Below are 18747 nucleotides of genomic sequence, written 5' to 3'. Positions count from 1 at the left end.
AGGGAGAATTCCATGCGTTTGCCGCTCATCCTCGTCGCCGCGACCGCCGCGATCGCCACGCCGATCGTCGCTCAGCAAGCGATGCAGGCACCGGGGTCGAAGAACCCGGCCGCTATCACCGGGGGCACCTACACGGTCGACCCTGGCCACACGTTGGTCGGGTGGCGGGTCGACCATCTCGGCTTCAACGACTATTTCGGCATCTTCGGCAGCGTCACGGGCACGCTGACGCTCGATCCGAAGCGTCCTAATGCCGCCAAGGTCGACGTGACGATCCCGGTGTCCAAGGTGACCACCGCCAGCGCCGGGCTGACCGCGCATCTGCTGCGTGCCGGCAAGGACGGCGGCAAGCCCGATTTCTTCGGCGCCAGCCCGGCTGACGCGCGCTTTGTGTCCACCAATGTCGTGGCGACGGGCCAGCGTGCGAAGATCACCGGTAACCTGACGTTGAACGGTGTGACGAAGCCGGTCACGCTGGACGCGACCTTCTCGGGTGCGGGCAAGATGCCGGCGCAGATGGGCGGCAAGGAAACCGTCGGCTTCCACGCCACGACGACGATCAAGCGCAGCGAGTTCGGCGTCGCCTATGGCATCCCGATGGTGTCGGACGCTGTGAAGCTCGACATCACCGCAGCATTCGAAAAATAACGGGTCGCGCCGGGGCGCCCGCGCTCAAGCTGCGCGGCGCGCCTCGGCGAAGCTGGTGAAGGTGGCGCGCACGTTGGGGGACGCGCCGGACACCAGGTCGGTCACCCGCGCGATGAAGCCGTCGGAATTCGTGTCGGCCGCACGATACGCCATCGACCAGCTACCGAATTCGCGTTCCTCGACAGTACGATCCGACAGAATGACGATCGCGCGATGGCGGCGATCGCCCTCGATTCGGGACAGCGCGCGGGCCACGGCTGCCGGCTCCCCCTCCAGCGCCTGAAGAAAGCGCTTTCCATCGAAGTATAGCAGCCCGGTCACGCCGTCCGACGTGTTGTTCCGCCGCGATACCGCCAGGATCTCGTTGGCATCGATCGTACCGGCCGTTCCTGCAGCGGTGCTGATGTAAAGTATCTGGCGCATGTGCATCGAATCCGTTCGAGCCCCCGCCCGCGACCCAGCTATGCGGCGAAATCCTTAAATCTCTGAAAATGCCGAGCTGGCTAAGGACAACACGCGCTGACTTTTACCGGTCCAAACTGGTTGCAATTGTTACGCTGGACTTCGTATCCGATTGCGCGATAGGCGGGGCCGGCAATGACGACGATGCTTCGCCTCTCGCTGCTTCGACTTACGCGCCCTTAGGCGCGACCGACGGCTGCGCGTGATCGACGCGCGGCGGTCCGCCTAAGGGCAAGCACCGACCTGACCGACGAACCGCTGATGCGAGCGAGAACAGTCTTATGTTGCGCAATCCTTCGACCAAATACCGCCCGTTCCCGACGATCGCCCTGCCCGATCGCCAATGGCCGTCGCAGACGATAACCCAGGCCCCGCGCTGGCTGTCGACCGACATGCGCGACGGCAACCAGGCGCTGATCGATCCGATGGACGCGGAGAAGAAGGCCCGCTTCTTCGACCTGCTCGTCGCGGTCGGGCTGAAGGAGATCGAGGTCGGCTTTCCAAGCGCCGGCGCAACCGAATTCGATTTCATCTCCGGCCTCGTCCGCAACGACCGGATTCCCGACGACGTCACCGTCCAGGTGCTGACCCAGTCGCGCCGCGACCTGATAGAAACCAGCTTCGCCAGCCTGGAAGGCGCGAAGACCGCGATCGTCCACCTGTACAATGCGGTCAGCCCGGCGTGGCGGCGCATCGTGTTTGGCATGACGCCCGCGCAGGTCCGGGACGTCGCGGTCGAAGGGGCGAAGGTGCTGCGCGACCAGGCTGCCAGATATCCCGGCACCGACTGGCGCTTCGAATATTCGCCCGAGACCTTCTCCACTGCCGAGCTGGAGGTCAGCCTCGACGTGTGCGAAGCGGTAATGGACGTGCTGCAGCCGACGCCGGACAAGCCGATCATCTTCAACCTGCCCGCCACGGTCGAATGCGCGACGCCCAACGTCTATGCCGATCAGGTCGAATGGTTCGGGCGCAATATCCGCAACCGCGATTCGGTCGTGATATCGCTCCACACGCACAACGACCGCGGCACCGGAGTCGCGGCGACCGAACTGGGGCTGATGGCCGGCGCCGACCGGGTCGAGGGCTGTTTGTTCGGCAACGGCGAGCGCACCGGCAACGTCTGTCTGGTGACCGTCGCGCTCAATATGTACACGCAAGGGATCGATCCGGGCCTCGATTTCTCGGATATCGACCGGGTCATCAAAACAGTCGAATATTGCACCCGGCTGCCGGTCCACCCGCGTCATCCCTATGGCGGCGATCTGGTCTTCACCGCCTTTTCCGGCAGCCATCAGGATGCGATCAAGAAGGGGTTCGCCGCTCAGGACGCGCGCAACGACGATTATTGGGAAGTCCCCTATCTGCCGATCGACCCGAAGGACGTCGGTCGGGATTACGAAGCCGTCATCCGCGTCAATTCGCAGTCGGGCAAGGGCGGCGTCGCCTGGGTATTGGAGCAGGACAAGGGCCTGAAGCTTCCCAAGCGCCTGCAGGCCGATTTCAGCCGGCACGTCCAGGCGATGGCCGACGCGACCAGCCGCGAATTGGGGGCGGCCGATATCTGGTCCTGCTTCGAGGCGACGTATCTCGCCAAAGCCAGCGACCGTTTCGCGCTGGTGAATTACGAGGAAAGCGGCGCGGTCGGCGATCGTATCTTTGTCGGACGGGTCGCGGTCGACGGTGAGGAACGCTCCATCTCCGGTCGGGGAAACGGCCTGATCTCCGGCGTCGTCGCGGCTCTGGCGGACACGACCGGCCCCAGCCTCGACGTCGTGGACTATTCGGAACATGCGATCGGCCACGGCGCCGATGCACAGGCCGCGGCCTATGTCGAATGCCGGACGGCGGACGGCGGCGTGGTGTGGGGCGTCGGGATCGACGCCGACGTCGCGACTGCGAGCGTGCGCGCAGTGCTCAGCGCGGCGAACCGGACGGGGTGATGCTTGAAAGCCCCTGTGCAGTCGGGGGCACCGCGGGTCAGGCCAGTGTGGGGCGGGCAAACCAATCTGTCGCATAGGCTCGGACCGTCGCGCCATGCACCGGATGATCCGCATCCGTCGCCAGCTCGGTCAGCCGCTGCATTCCGATCAGCGTTTCGACACGCCCGCGGTCGAGCGCTCGCGCGGTGTGTGCCTCATAGGCGCCGATAACAGCGCGTGCGAAGTCGCGCGAAACATAGGCCGGCTCGACGAACTCCTCGTGCCGCCCGGCAATCGCCACGTCGCCGAAGTCGTAGACCCCGGTCAGTCGCCCGGCCTGCGTATCGAACGCGAAGTTGCGGCCGTGCGCGTCGAGATAGCACAGGCCCGCGCCCAGAGGATCGGCGCCGAGCGCCGCGTGATCGATGATCGTCCGCTCGGCGACGCCGCACAGGTCGCGCGGCAGCAACGCGAGGCCGTCGTCGAGTTCGACCTCGTCCTCCTCTTCGTCCGCCTCGACACCCATCGCGGGCCAGTCGGCGTCGATCGCGTGCAGTTCGGCGAGAAAGCGCGCGACATCGTCCGCGAGCGTGGCGCGGCCATGGGTCGACAACGCGCTATAGTCATCGGCGGTCAGCGCCCCGCCCGGCAGCATTCGATGGCGGGTGAACAGCGGCGGGCCATCGACCACGATCATTTCGGGCACCGGCATCGTCAGTCGAGGTCGAAGGATGTCGAGGACGGCCGCTTCTCGACGCAGCGCGTCGACGCCATCCTCTTCCCGGGGAAATTTGCAGATCCACGGCCCGATTTCGATGGCGACGCTGTCCCAGCCGCCATCATGCACCGTCACCGGCAATCCTTCGAGATCCGGAAATGCCGCAACCACCGCCCGATGCATCGCGGCGGCATCGGTCAGGATCATCGCATTCCCATCAGCGCCAACACTTCCTTGCGACTGCGCTCGTCCTCCCGAAACGTCCCCATCATCCGGCTGGTGACCATGCCGACGCCAGGCGTGCGAACACCGCGCGCGGTCATGCAGGCGTGGGTCGCCTCGATCACCACCGCGACACCGCGCGGACGCAGCCCCTCCCAGATGCAATCGGCGACCTCCGCGGTCAGCCGCTCCTGAACCTGCAACCGCCGCGCATAGCCATGAAGCACGCGTGCCAGCTTCGAAATGCCAACGACATGATCCTTCGGCAGATAGGCAATGTGCGCCCGGCCGATAATCGGCGCCATGTGATGTTCGCAATGCGACTGGAACGGAATATCCTTCAGCAGGACGATCTCGTCATATCCGCCGACCTCCTCGAACACGCGCGACAGATGGACCTTCGGGTCCTCGGCATAGCCCTGGCAATATTCCTTCCATGCGCGCGCGACACGTTTCGGCGTGTCGAGCAGACCTTCACGGCCGGGGTCGTCGCCCGCCCAGCGGATCAGGGTAGCGACCGCAGCCGCGACCTCATCCGGCACGGGGATCTTGGGCGCCGGGGCGACCAGGTCGCCGTCGGCGGCGTCGATTGCGTGATGATCGGTCATTCTATCCCTTCGCCTTGCGATCCGCCGTTCGCCACGGCATGCCCGTCGAACGCCCGTCACCTACGGTCGATCGTTCCATCAAAGCAACATCGGGGCGAATCTGCCGATTCCAACCCCTGCTTTTGTTGACGCGTCGAAACCCGTTTCGTTACTTGAGCGTATTAGTTTTCGCAGCCGGTACGCCAAGCGCGGCCGGTGCCGAAGAGGGGATGCCTGCCATGAAGACCAGTCTGTTCACCGCCTCCGTCCTGGCGATGATCGCCGCGACACCGACCTATGCGCAGACCGCGCCGACCAGCGGCACAGGTGGCGCGCCTGCCAGCGAGCAGGATTACCAATCGGCCAATGACATCGTCGTCACCGCGACGCGCCGCGACGAAACGGTGCAGGACGTGCCGATCGCGATCACCGCGGTCGCCGGTGACCTCCTCCAGAACGCCAACGTCACCGACGTGCGCGGGCTGGAACAGCTGGCACCTTCGCTACAGACGGTGACCGGTCAGTCGAACGCGAACAACACCAACATCTCGATCCGCGGCATCGGCACCTCCGGCGACAATCCCGGCTTCGAGCCGGCCGTCGGCATCTTCATCGACGGCGTGTTCCGCAGCCGCGCGGGCATCGCGGTCGCCGAACTGCCCGAGGTCGACCGCGTCGAAATCCTGCGCGGACCGCAGGGCACGTTGTTCGGCCGCAACACTTCGGCCGGTGCGCTCAGCATCTTCACCGCGCAGCCGAAGTTCAATTTCGGCGGCTATATCGAAGGGACCTACGGCAATTACGACGCCTATTCGGTCAAGGGCGGCATCACCGGCCCTGTGACCGAGCAGTTGGCCCTGCGCGTCGATGGCGGTTGGCGCCAGCGCGATGGCTACATCAAGGATGCAAATACGCCGGGCCGTGCCATCAATGATCTCGACCGCTGGTACGTCCGCGGCCAGGCGCTGTACGACACCTCGACCTTCAGCTTCCGCCTGATCGGCGATTACTACAAGACAGACGAGCAGTGCTGCGGCGCGGTCACCGTCGTACGCGGCCCGACCGCGACCGCGATCGACGCGGTCGCAGGCCTGCAGGGTCGTGACGGAATCTATGACGGCCTGGCACGCGACCGCACGATGGCGATCTCGCCCAACCGCAACTACGCCGAGAAGGTCCGCGACTGGGGTGTTTCAGGCGAGCTGAATGCCGACATTGGCGACCTGAAGCTGACGTCGATCACGGCCTACCGCGACTGGAGCGTGCTGCGCGACCAGGACATCGATTTCTCGGGCATCGATCGCGCCTACCGCGACAATTACACCGTCGGCATCAAGGATTTCACGCAGGAGCTCCGCCTGCAGGGCTCGCTGTTCGACGGCAAGCTCGATTTCCTCGTCGGCGGCTTCTATCTGAATGAAGACAACCGTCTGTTCGACACGGTGCGGCTGGGCAACGATGCCAACCGTTACGTCGATTTCCTGCTGCGCGGCGCCACGGCCAGCGCTGCGCTGCCGACCGGTGCGCAGTTCTTCGGGTCGTTCCCGGCTGCCGGTCAGGCAGGTGGCGTGCCCCTCTTCAGCCAGGTCCTGCTCGCCCAAAGCCCGCAGTTGCAGGCAGCCGCCGCCGCCAGTCCGGCGCTGTTCGCGTATCTGAACACGCCGCTCACCGGCAACGCGCCGGGACAGGGCAATACGAACAACTACCGGACGAAGACCAACGCATTCGCCGCCTTCACGCACAACATCATCAACATTACCGACCGTCTGTCGCTGACGTTGGGCGCGCGCTGGAATCACGAGACGAAGGATTTCACCGCCACGATCCGCAACGACACGGCGGCGTGCGGCTTCTTCTCGAGCACCGACCCGCGCGCCGTGACCTATCGCACCGCGATCCGTGCGGCGAACCAGGCGTTGTTCAACAACCTGTTCCTGCTGTCGTGCAACCCGGCGGTGTCGACCGAATTCAACGGCAGCTACGCCGACAAGCGGACCGAGGACAAGCTGACCGGCACGGCCAAGCTGTCGTACAAGCTGTCCGACGATGTCCTGAGCTATGTCAGCTACGATCGCGGGTATAAATCTGGCGGCTACAACATGGACCAGGCGAGCTTCGACTCGGTCGTCCTGGGCGGCAATGGCCCACAGGCGAGCGACCTGCGCTTCGGCGCGGAGACGGTCGATGCCTATGAACTCGGCGTCAAGATGAGCCCGTCGCGCGCCTTCACGTTCAACGCGGCGGTCTTCTACCAGAAGTTCCAGAACCTGCAGAACCTGCTGTTCAGCGGCAACAGCTTCGTCGTCTTCAACATCCCGCGCACCACCAGCAAGGGCGTCGAAGCCGAAGCCGTCATTCAGCCGATCCGCGATTTCAACGTCCGTCTGGGCTACACCTGGCTCGACGCCCGATATGACGCGTCGAACAACTTCGCCGGTACGCTGTTCGCTGGCTCCGAAGGCCAGCGGATCAACAATCAGCCGGAAAACGTCGTCACCATCGCCACGACGTGGACGCCGCGTCTAACGGGCGACTGGCGCGCCCTCGTCCATGCCGACATGCGCTACAATTCGGAGGTGAATATCCCGTCGGCCTCACCGAACCCGATCACCGGGCGTACGCCGATCTTCAATCCAGGCTATCCGATCATCAACGCTCGGATCGGCGTGCAGAGCGAGGACCGCACCAAGCGGCTGGAACTGTGGGTCGAGAATTTGACGAACCAATATTACAACGTGACCGGCTTTGCCGTGCCGGAACAGACCGGCACGTTTGCCGGCTATCCCAGCCAGCCGCGCTTCTACGGCATCACCGGCCGGTTCGGCTTCTGACGACGGGCGGGAGGGGCCCGTTTCGGCGGGGCGCCCCCTCCCCCTCTCGACAGCGCCGGTCCTTTCGGCCATGCAACCATCAGCACGTGACGAGATTATCCTCCTATCGATTCCCGATGAGGAGATGGTCTGGTGGCGAAGCAGTTGAAGAAGGGCGACGAGGTAAAGTGGAGTTCGCCCGGCGGAACGGCGCACGGTAAGGTCGAGAAGAAGGTGACGTCGAGCACCTCGATCAAGGGCCACAAGGTGAACGCCACGCCGGATAATCCGCAATACATCGTCAAGAGCGACAACGGGGGCAAAGCGGCGCACAAGCCGTCGGCGCTTACCAAGGAATAACCAGTCAGCGCCCCGCGGGGCGGCTGCAACGACAGGAGAAGACAATGGCAGAAGCGAAGAAGGCAGGTGCGGCGCGCGGCGGCATCTCGAAGCCGGTGACCCCCTCGCCCGAGCTCGCCGCAGTCGTCGGCAACGGCCCGCTGCCGCGCAGCGAGATCGTCAGCAAGATGTGGGAACACATCAAGAAGAACAATCTGCAGAACCCGGAAAACAAGCGCGAGATCCTGGCCGACGACAAGCTGAAGAAGGTCTTCGGCAAGGACAAGGTCACGATGTTCGAAATGAACAAGCACATCAGCGGTCACGTGAAGGGCTGATCCAGCCTCTCGACGTTCGATACCGTCAAATTGCAAACGCCGGCCGGGCTCCTGCCCTGCCGGCGTTTATTGTATGTGTCGATCTGTCAATGGAAAGTATCGACGCCGCACAAAATGTGATCAGGCACGCGTCCGATATCCTCGAAGCTGGCCGCTGACAGGCTTGAAGATCTGCGATAACCCCGCGCCAGTTCGCTATCAGGACATAGCTGCGAAGCACGTGATACCGAGACGGCTGCGGAGTATGATCGCTCCAACGACGCCTTCCTGGTTCGAGACCTTTGCCGTCAAGTTTGGTTCCGGGCACATCATAGCACCACCTCCCGCCCCCCGCAGCGATGGCGACCCTTTGATACCCGCGGTACGCGCGTCCGAAAGCTTTGGGGTCCTGGGCAGATCAGCTATCCCGCAGCCAAGCCGAAAATCGGGCGGGGTCGTGACAGATCGCGTGAGCGGACGAAAACTAGATCGCCGACCGTCAATTGTAGAGGCCGACGAAACCCTTGGTCGGCGACCGGCACGTAGCCCAAAACGCTGATCGCGGAGGCAATGAATGTAGCCTAACAACACGCGAAGCGTCACTATGCGGGTTGAGCGCGCAGCATGAATCTGGAGCCACATAGCTGCCGGCCACCTGGGGGCCTATCGGTCTGCACTTGCCAGACGTTGGGCCGCATGGCGAAAATGTTATAGTTCGACCCAGCCCTCGCGCCTCATCCCCATCGGCGAAGCCGGACCACACCTAAAAGAAAACGACCGCGAGCCAAGCACGCTCGTGGCACCGGCACTACTGCGCTTCGCACCCAATCGCGTCCTTCAACCGCTCTGACCTCGTTTCGGTATCAGGCGTGGTCGCGCCAATCTGCCAAACACCTGATAAAACCGAAATCCTCGCGGTTCCTGCTAGGCAATTTCTAACTCTACGCTCTTGAGCGGCGACATGATCCTCGGGTTGCCAACGAAGACAGGCAGACGCGGCCGTGGCAAATAGCGTCTGTACCGACGGGACCGCGCATCTTCCTGACCCCACGGTCACAAACCCATCAGGCAGCCTGCGCCAATCGAAACACGTTCTCCACGTCGCTGACACGCGGCTGACACGCCGCTCGTCGGAAGGTGCGAGCCGTCCGATCGTCCTGACTCTCGACGCGTTACACTTCGAGACTGCGGGATACCTGTGCGCATCGGCCGCTCGTGGGTCGTAAGGGTCACTAAAAGACACTGGGATCCGGCGAAAATGTTCGCGCGCCACAAACCAAGTTGGGCGCGATCGTCAGACCGACGGAGCGAGATCTCTCCCTTCAACTTCATTCACCAGTCACGATCCCATAAAAAAAGCGCCCCGTGAACACGTCACGGGGCGCTTGAAGGCTAAAGCTCGAAAGCTGTTACGGCTGGATCGCCAGGCCGATGTCACCGCCACCGACGTTGAACAGACCGTTCACGCCCGAGAAGGTGCCGCTCAGCTGCACGACGTCGCTGAATGCTTCGCCCGAGTTCGCAACTGCCGGCGTTTGGTCAATGACGTTACCGATGTAGGTGTTGCCCTTGTACTGGAACGCCACCACGCCGAGCTGGTCACCCGTCTCGCCGTTGAACTCCTGCTCGATGAGCTGAATTGCGGCGAGCAGGCTCGTCGCGTTCTCGACAGCAACGCCAAGCACCGAACCCTGCGTAACGAAGCCGTTACGGATCGAGGCCGAGGTCGTGTTGTTGATCCCCGCACCGCCGAAGTTGATCACGTCTGCAGTGGCCGAGAAGCCGGCAGTCGCGTCGGTATCAGCGGCGAAACCGAAGATCGTCTCGATCGAGCCGTCGGCAGGAGCGCGGCCCGCATCGTTGAGCGCGAGGACCACACGGTCACGAGCACCGTCCGAAGCGTTGTTGGTATCGCTCACGCCAAGGAAGATCGTGTCGACGCCCACACCCGCAGTGATCACGTCACCGCCGGCGCCACCAATGATACGGTCATTGCCCGCACCACCATTGAGCGTGTCAACGCCTGCACCACCATCGATGATGTCGTTACCAGCACCGCCATTGATCGTGTCATCGCCACCGTTGCCGAACAGCGTGTCGGCACCGCCACCACCATTCAGGGTATCGTTGGCAGCACCACCACGGACAGTCAGGGTGTTGGCCGTCACGTTGCCGTTGACGTTGACCGTCAGCGATTCCGCCGAGGTCACACCAACACCATTCGTGACACCTGCAGCACGCAGAGCCGAGCCGTCGATCTCCAGCGCCGTCCCCTGGAACGTCGAGTTGTCGACAGTGATCGTGTAGTTCGAACCGGCAGTGGTGTTGGCTGCGGTGGCAAGAACCACACGCTCGACACCGTAGATGCCGGTTGCCGTTGCCTGATCACCGACATTGGTTGCGGTCATCGTGACCGTACCACCGCCAGAGATGTTCAGCGTGTCCGTGCCCGTGCCGCCAAAGACGACGTCGGTCGCGGTTAGCTGGTTACCGAAGGTGATCGTGTCGTCGCCAGCACCGGCGAACACACGGTCATCGCCGCCACCGGCCGTCGAGTTCGTGACACCAAGGTTGAACGTGTCGTTGAACGACGAACCGATGAACGTCGCGTTGTTCACGGCAATGATGTCGTTGAGCGTCACCGTCGGAGTCGGGAAGTTGCCTGCCCCACCCGTCGTGTAATTCTCGATCGACACCCGCGAACCCGAAGCGTTTGCCCCGAGGCTGATCGTGTTCACGCCCGCCGACTGCGAGTAGAACCCGGCCGTATAGGTGAATGCCGTCCCGCCAGCCTGGCCCTGCAGTTCGATCTGCTCGATGCTGGTGAAGCGACCGTTGAAGCCAACGTCGGCAATTTCCTGTGCCGCAGCCGTTCCGACGATACGCAGCGTGTCGGTCCCTGCGCCACCATCGACCGTGTCAGCGTCCGAGTTGAACTCGGTAACCGACAGTTCAACGATGTCGTTGCCTTCGCCGCCACGAATGGTGTCGAAGCCCGCGCCACCACGGAGAAGGTCGTTGCCTGCACCGCCATCGAGAACGTCGGCGCCATCACCACCATTCAGCGTGTCGTTGCCGTCGCCGCCGTTCAGCGTGTCAGCTCCAGCACCGCCGTTGAGCGTATCGGCACCGCCGTTGCCGGTCAGCGTATCGCCCAGCGCGCCACCGGTGATGATGTCGTCACCACCACCGCCGAGGACCGTGAACGAGCCATTGGTCTCCGCGGAACCATCAAACGTGAGCGTGCTGAACGTCGCCGTGTCGGCATTCGCGCCGGTTCCACCGATTTCACCATCAGCACCCAGCCCGGTCGTCGTCGACGTCAGTGCCGAGGCATCGACCAGGAAGTTCACGCCAGCTGCGACATTCGCATCGTTCGTGGTGATGCGGAAATCGATCGACGTGCCGGGAACGTCATTGTTCGCACCGGCAACCGCCGAAGCGTTTTCCGGATTGAGGATGACAGCACGCTCGAAGTTCACGAACGCCGCGGTCAGCGTGATCGGCAGGAAATAAACGCCCGGAGCGAAGATACCGGCCGCCGAACCGCCGAGCGTTACAGTGTCAGTGCCCGCGCCGCCGTCGGCAATGTTGCCACCGTTGACGTAGTAACGCGCATTCAGGGTATCGTCACCGGCACCCAGGCGGAACGCCGACGTGGTGTTGGTGGTTAGGTTGACCGTGTCGTTGCCCGATCCGGTCGTGACCGAACCGGTGGCCGTGTTGACCGTCAGACCGGCCGTGTAACCCGCCGCGTTAAGGTCGTCATCGCCGTTGAACACGGTGGAGATGCCGGCAGCCTGCGCGGCGGCACCCAGGGTGACTTCTGCGTTGGCACCAGCGGCGTCCAAATCGCCGGCGGCGCCGACCGTCACGTTCGTGCGCAGAACCTCGACGCCCGACTTGTTGGCGAAGAGAGCGTCCGTCAGCACCGTCGAGCTCGTCACCGTGATCGTATCGGTACCGGCTGCGCCAGTGTCCGCAATGACCTCTGCCGCGACGAGTTCGGCATCGTTGTACACGTAGGTATCGTTGCCTTCACCGCCGTTCAGCGTATCGGCCCCTGCACCGCCGGTAAGCGTATCATTGCCCGCACCGCCGTTCAGCGTATCGGCCCCTGCGCCGCCCGTCAGCGTATCGTTACCCGCGCCACCCGTCACCGCGACAGCGCGAGTGCCCGTCAGAGCCGAAGCATTGACAGTCAGATTTTCGATGCCCGTGACACCGCCTGCCAGCGTCGTCGCGCCGCGAAGGGCGCTGCCATTGACCGTCAGCGTGGTGCCCGTAGCGACGTTCGCATCAACGAACGAAAGGTTGTATGCGACGATCGAGTCGGACGGCGTAGCATTGATCTGGATCGTCTCGAAGCCGGTGAAACCGCTGCCGAAATTCAAACCGTAGGTGAAGTTTGAATTCGCAGGCAGCACCCCGCCCTGCTGGTTCACGGCACCGCCCAGGACCAGCGTGTCCGTCCCGGCACCGCCGGTCAGCGTGGTGTTGTTGTTCTGCAGCGCAAAACCCGCAACGACCGTGTCGTTGCCCGAGCCACCATCGACCGAGCCGGCGAAACCGAAGTTCGCCGCCGACGACGTGGTGTGACCGAAGTTCACCAGCGTGGCCTGCTGCGCGGTCTGGTTCTGCAGCACGATCGTGTCGTTGCCCGAGCCGGCGACCGTCGCTCCGGTACCGAAGACGGTCAGATCTGCCGTGTATGCGCTTGCCGTCAGATCGTCATCGCCCGCGTAGACGGTACGAACGCCGATGGTCTGCGCGTTAGCGCCGATGGTAACTTCGACGGCACCGCTGTTGGCGACGTTGGTCGCAAGACCTTCGATACCGGTGCGACCGGCGAACTGAGCGTCGACCAGCGGGGTCGAGCTCGTGATCGCCAGATAATCGATGTTGCCCGCCGTCACACCGCTATCGGTGATCGCTTCGTTGGCTACGAATTCGCCATCAGCGAACACATAGGTGTCGCTGCCTTCGCCACCGTCGAGCAGAACGTCAACGCCGGCACCGCCGTTGATGACGTCGTTGCCGGCGCCACCGAGGAGGCTGTCCGCACCGGCGCCGCCGTTCAGCGTGTCATCGCCTGCGCCGCCAACCAGGAAATCTGCGTTCGCGCTACCATTGACGATGTCGTTGCCGCCGCCGGCATTGATGTAGCTGCCGAGAGTCGAGCCTGCAGGAAGGTTTGCAGTGATGGTTTCAGCGAGCGAGGTGCCAAGCACCGCTTCGTTGAAGGTACCGCGTGCGACACCGGAGACGTCCCGGACGTCGAACTGACCGCCAGCGAAGCGAATGCCTTCATCGTCGAAACCGACAACACCACCGACCAGATTGTCGCTCGCATCTTCAGACTGCGCGGCGACCGCAAGAGTGGTGCCGTCAGCGTTGAACGCCGAACCGTTGCCAACTGCAGTGCTGGTGAACGTCAGGCGAACCGGGTTAACCTGGTTCGTGATGATTACGTTATCGATGCCGCCCAATGCCACCGGGTTCGGATTGGCCGTGGTGGCAGTCGGCGTGAACGTCCCGCCGGTATTGATCGACGAGCCCGCCGCGGTAGCAAGCGTCAAACGGATGGTGTCCGTCGCGCTATTTGCCATCGTGACATTCAATACGTTGTTGAAGTCCGCGACACCGTCGGCATTGGCGTCCGACGTCAGGTCGAGAGTCGTGCCGACCGCGACGAATGCGTTGCCGACATTCTGGGCGTCAGTCCGCGTCGCCGTGTCGACAGTGACGATGCCGGCCTTGTCCGCCTGCGCGCCAAGCTGAACCGTCGCGTAGTTGGTGACCAGAGCCTCGATGTTCGTGACGTTGGTGAAGTCGATGTCAGCGAGAACGTTGGCAACACCGCCCGGAGCATTGGTCAGCTCGAGCGAGTCGACGCCTGCGCCGCCGTTCAGAACGTCGTTGGCCGAAAGCAGCTTGCCCGGCTCAGTCGTGATCTGAGCGCCGACGAAACGATCGTCCGCGCTGCCGCCAGCGAACGTGTCGTTGCCGGTGGTCAGCAGGAACTGCTGCGGACGCTCACCGTCGTTGTCCGAAATGATCGCGGTCAGGTTCGCCGCGCCGGCCAGCGTCAGGCCCGAGGGCAGGCTGATCTGCAGCGAAACGGTTTCTGCCGACTCGATCTGTGTGTCGTCCGTCGTCGCGACAGTCAGGAACTGGGTGGTCTGGCCTGCCGCGAACGTTACCGCGGTCGAAACCGGCGTAAAGTCCGAACCCGGCGTCGCCGTACCACCAACGGTCGCGACATTGATCGTCACCGGCGAGGTCGACGCCTGCGACAGCGTGAACGTGTAGGTGATCGTGCCGCCTTCGACCACATTCGTGGCGGCAACGTTCAGCGTCGTGCCAGTCGGCGTCGAACCGCCGCCGCCGACCGCAGTCGCGGACGTCGTGATGGTCTGCGAGCCAAGGGTGAAGACACCCGCCGTCGTGCTGTCGAGGACGAGACTCTGGTTCGACCCCGCGAACGAGATCACCGGGTTGAGCGCATCCGCCAGGTTCGGGTTCGGCGCCGGGAACGTCACCACGGTGCCGTTCGGACCGCGCAGGATGACCGACGAGCCCGAACGCTCGACAGTGTACTGGCTGGCAGAACCCGCCAGGATGATGCGGTCGCCACCCGCGTTGAAGTCGGCCGTGAACGTGTTCACGCCACCGTTGATGGTGATCGTCTCGGCACCGCCCGTTGTACCCGAAATGGTGTTCGTACCACCGGAAACGGTGAACGACTCACCCGACGTCAAAGTAATTTGCGCCATTGTATCTCTACCCCTAAAAGAGAAGCTTTTTGATCAGATAGTTTTGAAAGATCAGCCGTAACGGAAGAAGTCGAAACCGACCGCCTGCTCCGCCGTCGCCTCGTTGAAGACGAACACATTCGGGTTCGCGGCGCCGACCAGCGTGATCTGCGACGACGTCCCATTGCCGTTGTTGAACGAGATCACCAGATCCGAGCCAACCGAGCTGAAGCTGTAACGCGTCCCGTCGGTAGCGCCATTCACGCCCGTAGCGACAATACGATCGTCCGAAGTGAAGTTGGTGATCGTCGATACGTTCGGGGTGGCAGCGTCGTCGGTATAGGTGACCGCAGCATTCGCGGCATTGTAGCTGGCCGTACCCGTGAGCGTGTTGCTCGCCGCGGGCGGCGCAGCAGCCGTGCTGCGGAAGAAGTCGAAACCGAGAGCCTGTTCAGCCGACGCTTCATTGAAGATGAAGTTGTTGCCGGCCGCCCCGGGCAACGAAATCTGCGAGCTGATACCGTTATTGTTGAAGCTGATGACTAGCGTCGTACCAACACTGCTGAACGAGTAGTTGCTCGTCGCAACGTCGGTCTGGATGATGTCACCGCTGGTGAAGTTGTTGATCGTCGAAATGTTTCCGACCGCACCGCTTTCCAGGAACGTCACGTTGCCGTTGGCGGCGTCGTAGTTCGCATTCGTACCGGCCGGAATATTGCCGCCGTCGATACGGACACCTTCCGGCAGATCGTTGACGTTCAGCGTCACCGCCTGCGAAGCGGTCAGACCACCCTGATCGGTTGCGACGACGTTGAAGTTGTAGACCGCCTTCGTTTCAAAGTCCGGCGATGCGACGATCGAGACGGCGCCCGTGGTCGAGTTGATCGTGAAGCGCGCAGCGTCAGCACCCGACAGCGAATAGGTCAAGACCGCACCAGCATCCGGATCCGTCGCCGTCGAAGACGCCAGAACAACGGTACCGGCCGCAACATTCTCATCAATCGCAGCCGTCCGAGTCGCCGCCGCGAAGCTCGGCGCTTCATTGACGTTGGTGATCGTTACGGCATTCGCCTGCGACGTGCTGAGTCCGGCCTGATCGGTTGCAACCAGGTTGAACGTATACGTCGACTTCGCCTCGAAATTCGGCGACGCGACGAAGGAAACAGCGCCGGTCGTGGCGTTGACACTGAACGCGGAGGCATCCGTACCCGTCAACGAATACGTAACAGTCGCACCGGCGTCCGGGTCAACCGCACCGCCGGCCGTGAACAGCGCCGTGCCAGCCGCGACATTCTCGGCAACCGTGGTCGTCCGGGTCGTCGCCGCGAACGCCGGCGCTTCGTTGACGTTGGTGACGTTCAGCGTGACCGTCTGGGTCGTGGTGAGCGAGCCGTCCGACGCGGTGACGGTGAAGCTGTAGCTCGGCTTGGTTTCGAAATCGGCCGGCGCACGCAGCGATACTGCACCCGTCGTCGCGTTGATGGTGAACGCCCCAGCGTCCGTACCACCAAGCGTGTAGGTCAGGGTCGTGTTCGCATCCGGATCGGTCGCCACCGTGGTGTAGACCGGGGTGGTGATCGCGGCATTTTCCGCAACCGACGCCGACGTCGCCGAGGTGATGCGCGGCGCTTCGTTCACGTTGGTGACGGTGATTGCAATCGTCTGCGAAGCGGTCGCCGCCGGCGTGGTGCCGTTGGCAGCCGCATTGGCCGTGACCGTGATGCTGTACGAAGACTTCGTCTCGAAGTCCGGCTGCGCCTTGAAGGTCACGATACCGGTCGTCGCATCGATGTTGAACGACGCTGCGTCCGTGCCGCCGAGCGTGTAGGTGATCGCACCCGACGTGGTGGCCGATGCCGCCGCGTTGACGTCGATGACGGTCGTGGTGATTGCCGAGTTCTCAGCGATAGTCGCCGTGGCAGCCGACGAGATCGTCACCGAGTTGGTCGGCGTCGGAGTCGGCGATGCGGTCGAGCCGCCATTGTCACCCGACGAGAGAGCAACCGCCAGGATGCCACCAGCGAGCAGGACGCCACCGACGATATACGGCGTATAGTCGGTATCGTTGTCGCTCGACGACGTGCTGTCTGCCGTCGACTGCGCGGCAGGCTCAGCCGCCGCAACGGGCTCGGCAACCATCGCGATCGGCGCCGGAGCGACCATCGCCGCGACCGGCTCCGCCACCACGGCGGGGGCAGCTTCCTTGTCGGCGACTTCAACCTTTACCGCAGCGACTTCGGCCTCAGCAGGCACGACCGCCGGGTTCGCAGCAGCGACGCCGCCGGCAGCCTGAGCTGCGGCGGGCACCACAACGGTGTTCGCCTGAGAGATACGCTTCGTCATTGACACCCCCTTATGGACGCAAAGAAACGGACGCGCAGCGCGCCCTAACCCTATGTGGCTCGCATGATTGGCCGAAATGCAAAGTGATTGCAAGCGGCGAATGTTCCCTAAATCGGCAGGAAAACAGCGGATTCTTGTGGTTACGATCGGCCATTCGTCGCAATTGCAATCACACGATGACGGTATCGTCGAAACTTACGCGGCGCGCCGATTATCGGTTTGAGGATTCGCGTCGACTTCCGGTTGCGCCGCACGAGGCACCGGTAGGGAGAGTTGCTTACCAATAGCTTTCCGAGATCGGGGCGACGCGTTGCATTGCGCAACGGAAAAGCGCCCGAGATTCAACGCTTAGGCATGGCCGGTGCGGTCGCGGACCGAAAAGAGGCAGTCAAATGTCGGGGGAGGCGTCGCCCGGACTGATTCGCCCCCCTCGCACGGTGTGTCAGCCGAACGGCGCGTTACCGCTCCCCCATCGATTCCGAGACAGTCTTCAGCAGCGGCTTCGTCAGATAGCGGAAGACGGTATGCTCGCCGGTCTTGATTTCGGCGGTGGCGGTCATGCCAGGCTGCAGCTCGATGCGGTCACCGGGGTTGGGGACCCGCATACCGCGCGTATCGACCGACAGGTGCACGCGATAATAGACCTGGCTCGGGCCGCCGGGCGTCGATGCCGGCTCGCTGAGAGTGTCGGGGCTGATATAGGTCACGCGCCCCGCCCCGACCCCGTAGATCGAGCTGTCATAGGCGTCGAACCGTACCGACGCAGACTGGCCGTTCCGAATGAAAGCAATATCTTGCGGCGGAATCTTTGCTTCTACGAGCAAGGCGTCACCGGTCGGAACGATCTGCATCGCCTCGTCCCCAGGACGCAGGACGCCGCCCACGGTCGTCAGCCGAACGTTCTTGACGATCCCATCGACCGGCGAGCGCAATTCGGTCGCATTGAGGACCTCGCCGCGTTGGATCAGCTGCTGTTCCGCGGTGACCAATTCCTCGTTCACCTTGGCATATTCGGCTTGTAAGTCCTGGATATACTTATTCTGGATGTTGACCCGCTGGCCGCCGATGTCGCTGACCGCACGTTCCATGCGCAAGACCTCGGACCGGCTGACGTCGCCTGATTTCACGAGCGGGTAGTTGAGCGCTAATTCCTGCTTCGACAAACCTTCCATCCGGTCGAGCGCCGCCATCTGCTGGGCAAGAGCATTGCGACGCTTGGCGTAGAGCGCTCGTTCATTTGCGACAAAGGCAGGAAAAGCAGCGGTATCGGACGGAAAATTGAGCGCGCGTCCGAAGAGCTCGGCCTCGACCCGCGCACGCGTGCTCTTCAGCGCGGCAACGCGGGCGCGGGTTTCATCGACTCCGGCGGTCACCTGAGTCGGGTTCAGCGTCATCAACAGCTGCCCACGGCGAACCTTGTCACCTTCGCGCACGAGAATCTTGGCGATCTCGCCGCCGTTGGTCGACTGGATCAGCTGCACGCGCCCCGAGGGAATGACGACACCCGGCGCTCGGGTAATCTGGTCCAATTTGGCCCAAAGTGACCAGGCGATGAAGCCGAAGACGAACAGACTGGTCAGAACGACGATGATCGCCGCGGGACGGGGCTTGGACAGGGACATCG

Annotated in this window: 11 protein-coding genes; 5 read left to right on the top strand and 6 right to left on the bottom strand. The window is 63.2% G+C overall.

What is annotated here, in order from left to right:
* Nucleotides 1-12 precede the first annotated feature (12 nt).
* Entirely contained in the window at nt 13-648 is a 636-nt protein-coding gene (locus JW805_05965) for a YceI family protein (protein MBN2971561.1), read from the top strand.
* A gap of 24 nt (nt 649-672) precedes the next feature.
* Here JW805_05965 and JW805_05960 read toward each other — a convergent pair whose 3' ends face one another.
* Nucleotides 673-1071: a BLUF domain-containing protein gene (locus JW805_05960; GenBank protein MBN2971560.1), complete on the bottom strand. Its 399-nt coding sequence runs from the start codon at nt 1069-1071 to the stop codon at nt 673-675.
* 320 nt (nt 1072-1391) lie between these two features.
* On the opposite strand from JW805_05960, the gene leuA reads away from it, so the two are divergent.
* Entirely contained in the window at nt 1392-3053 is a 1662-nt protein-coding gene (leuA, locus tag JW805_05955) for a 2-isopropylmalate synthase (GenBank protein MBN2971559.1), read from the top strand.
* A gap of 37 nt (nt 3054-3090) precedes the next feature.
* On the opposite strand, the gene JW805_05950 is transcribed toward leuA, so the two are convergent.
* A complete protein-coding gene (locus JW805_05950) occupies nt 3091-3957 on the bottom strand; it encodes an aminoglycoside phosphotransferase family protein (protein ID MBN2971558.1) in 867 nt (288 codons plus the stop codon).
* Nucleotides 3954-4580, bottom strand: a complete 627-nt coding sequence (gene folE / locus JW805_05945) for a GTP cyclohydrolase I FolE (protein ID MBN2971557.1) — start codon at nt 4578-4580, stop codon at nt 3954-3956. Before folE ends, JW805_05950 begins: the two co-directional genes overlap by 4 nt.
* A 218-nt stretch (nt 4581-4798) precedes the next feature.
* Between folE and JW805_05940 the strand changes: the two genes are divergently transcribed.
* The 3 genes from JW805_05940 to JW805_05930 all read left to right on the top strand — a co-directional run bounded on the left by JW805_05940 (nt 4799) and on the right by JW805_05930 (nt 8046).
* Nucleotides 4799-7390 (top strand): TonB-dependent receptor, encoded by a 2592-nt coding sequence (locus JW805_05940; GenBank protein ID MBN2971556.1) that lies wholly within the window; start codon nt 4799-4801, stop codon nt 7388-7390.
* Nucleotides 7391-7522: 132 nt separating this feature from the next.
* A complete protein-coding gene (locus tag JW805_05935) occupies nt 7523-7729 on the top strand; it encodes a DUF2945 domain-containing protein (protein MBN2971555.1) in 207 nt (68 codons plus the stop codon).
* Between the two features lie 44 nt (nt 7730-7773).
* A complete protein-coding gene (locus JW805_05930; protein ID MBN2971554.1) occupies nt 7774-8046 on the top strand; it encodes a hypothetical protein in 273 nt (90 codons plus the stop codon).
* A gap of 1388 nt (nt 8047-9434) precedes the next feature.
* Here the strand turns inward: JW805_05930 and JW805_05925 are convergent.
* The 3 genes from JW805_05925 to JW805_05915 all read right to left on the bottom strand — a co-directional run bounded on the left by JW805_05925 (nt 9435) and on the right by JW805_05915 (nt 18745).
* On the bottom strand, nt 9435-14801 hold the full coding sequence (locus tag JW805_05925) for a hypothetical protein (protein MBN2971553.1): 5367 nt from the start codon (nt 14799-14801) through the stop codon (nt 9435-9437).
* 51 nt (nt 14802-14852) lie between these two features.
* On the bottom strand, nt 14853-17123 hold the full coding sequence (locus JW805_05920) for a cadherin repeat domain-containing protein (protein ID MBN2971552.1): 2271 nt from the start codon (nt 17121-17123) through the stop codon (nt 14853-14855).
* A 458-nt stretch (nt 17124-17581) separates the two neighbouring features.
* Nucleotides 17582-18745, bottom strand: coding sequence for an HlyD family type I secretion periplasmic adaptor subunit (locus tag JW805_05915; protein MBN2971551.1), 1164 nt, complete (start codon nt 18743-18745; stop codon nt 17582-17584).
* Nucleotides 18746-18747: the final 2 nt, after the last annotated feature.

The sequence above is a fragment of the Roseomonas aeriglobus genome, from assembly GCA_016937575.1.
In the GTDB taxonomy this organism is placed as follows: domain Bacteria; phylum Pseudomonadota; class Alphaproteobacteria; order Sphingomonadales; family Sphingomonadaceae; genus Sphingomonas; species Sphingomonas aerigloba.
This window is presented reverse-complemented; position numbering and strand designations above follow the sequence as displayed.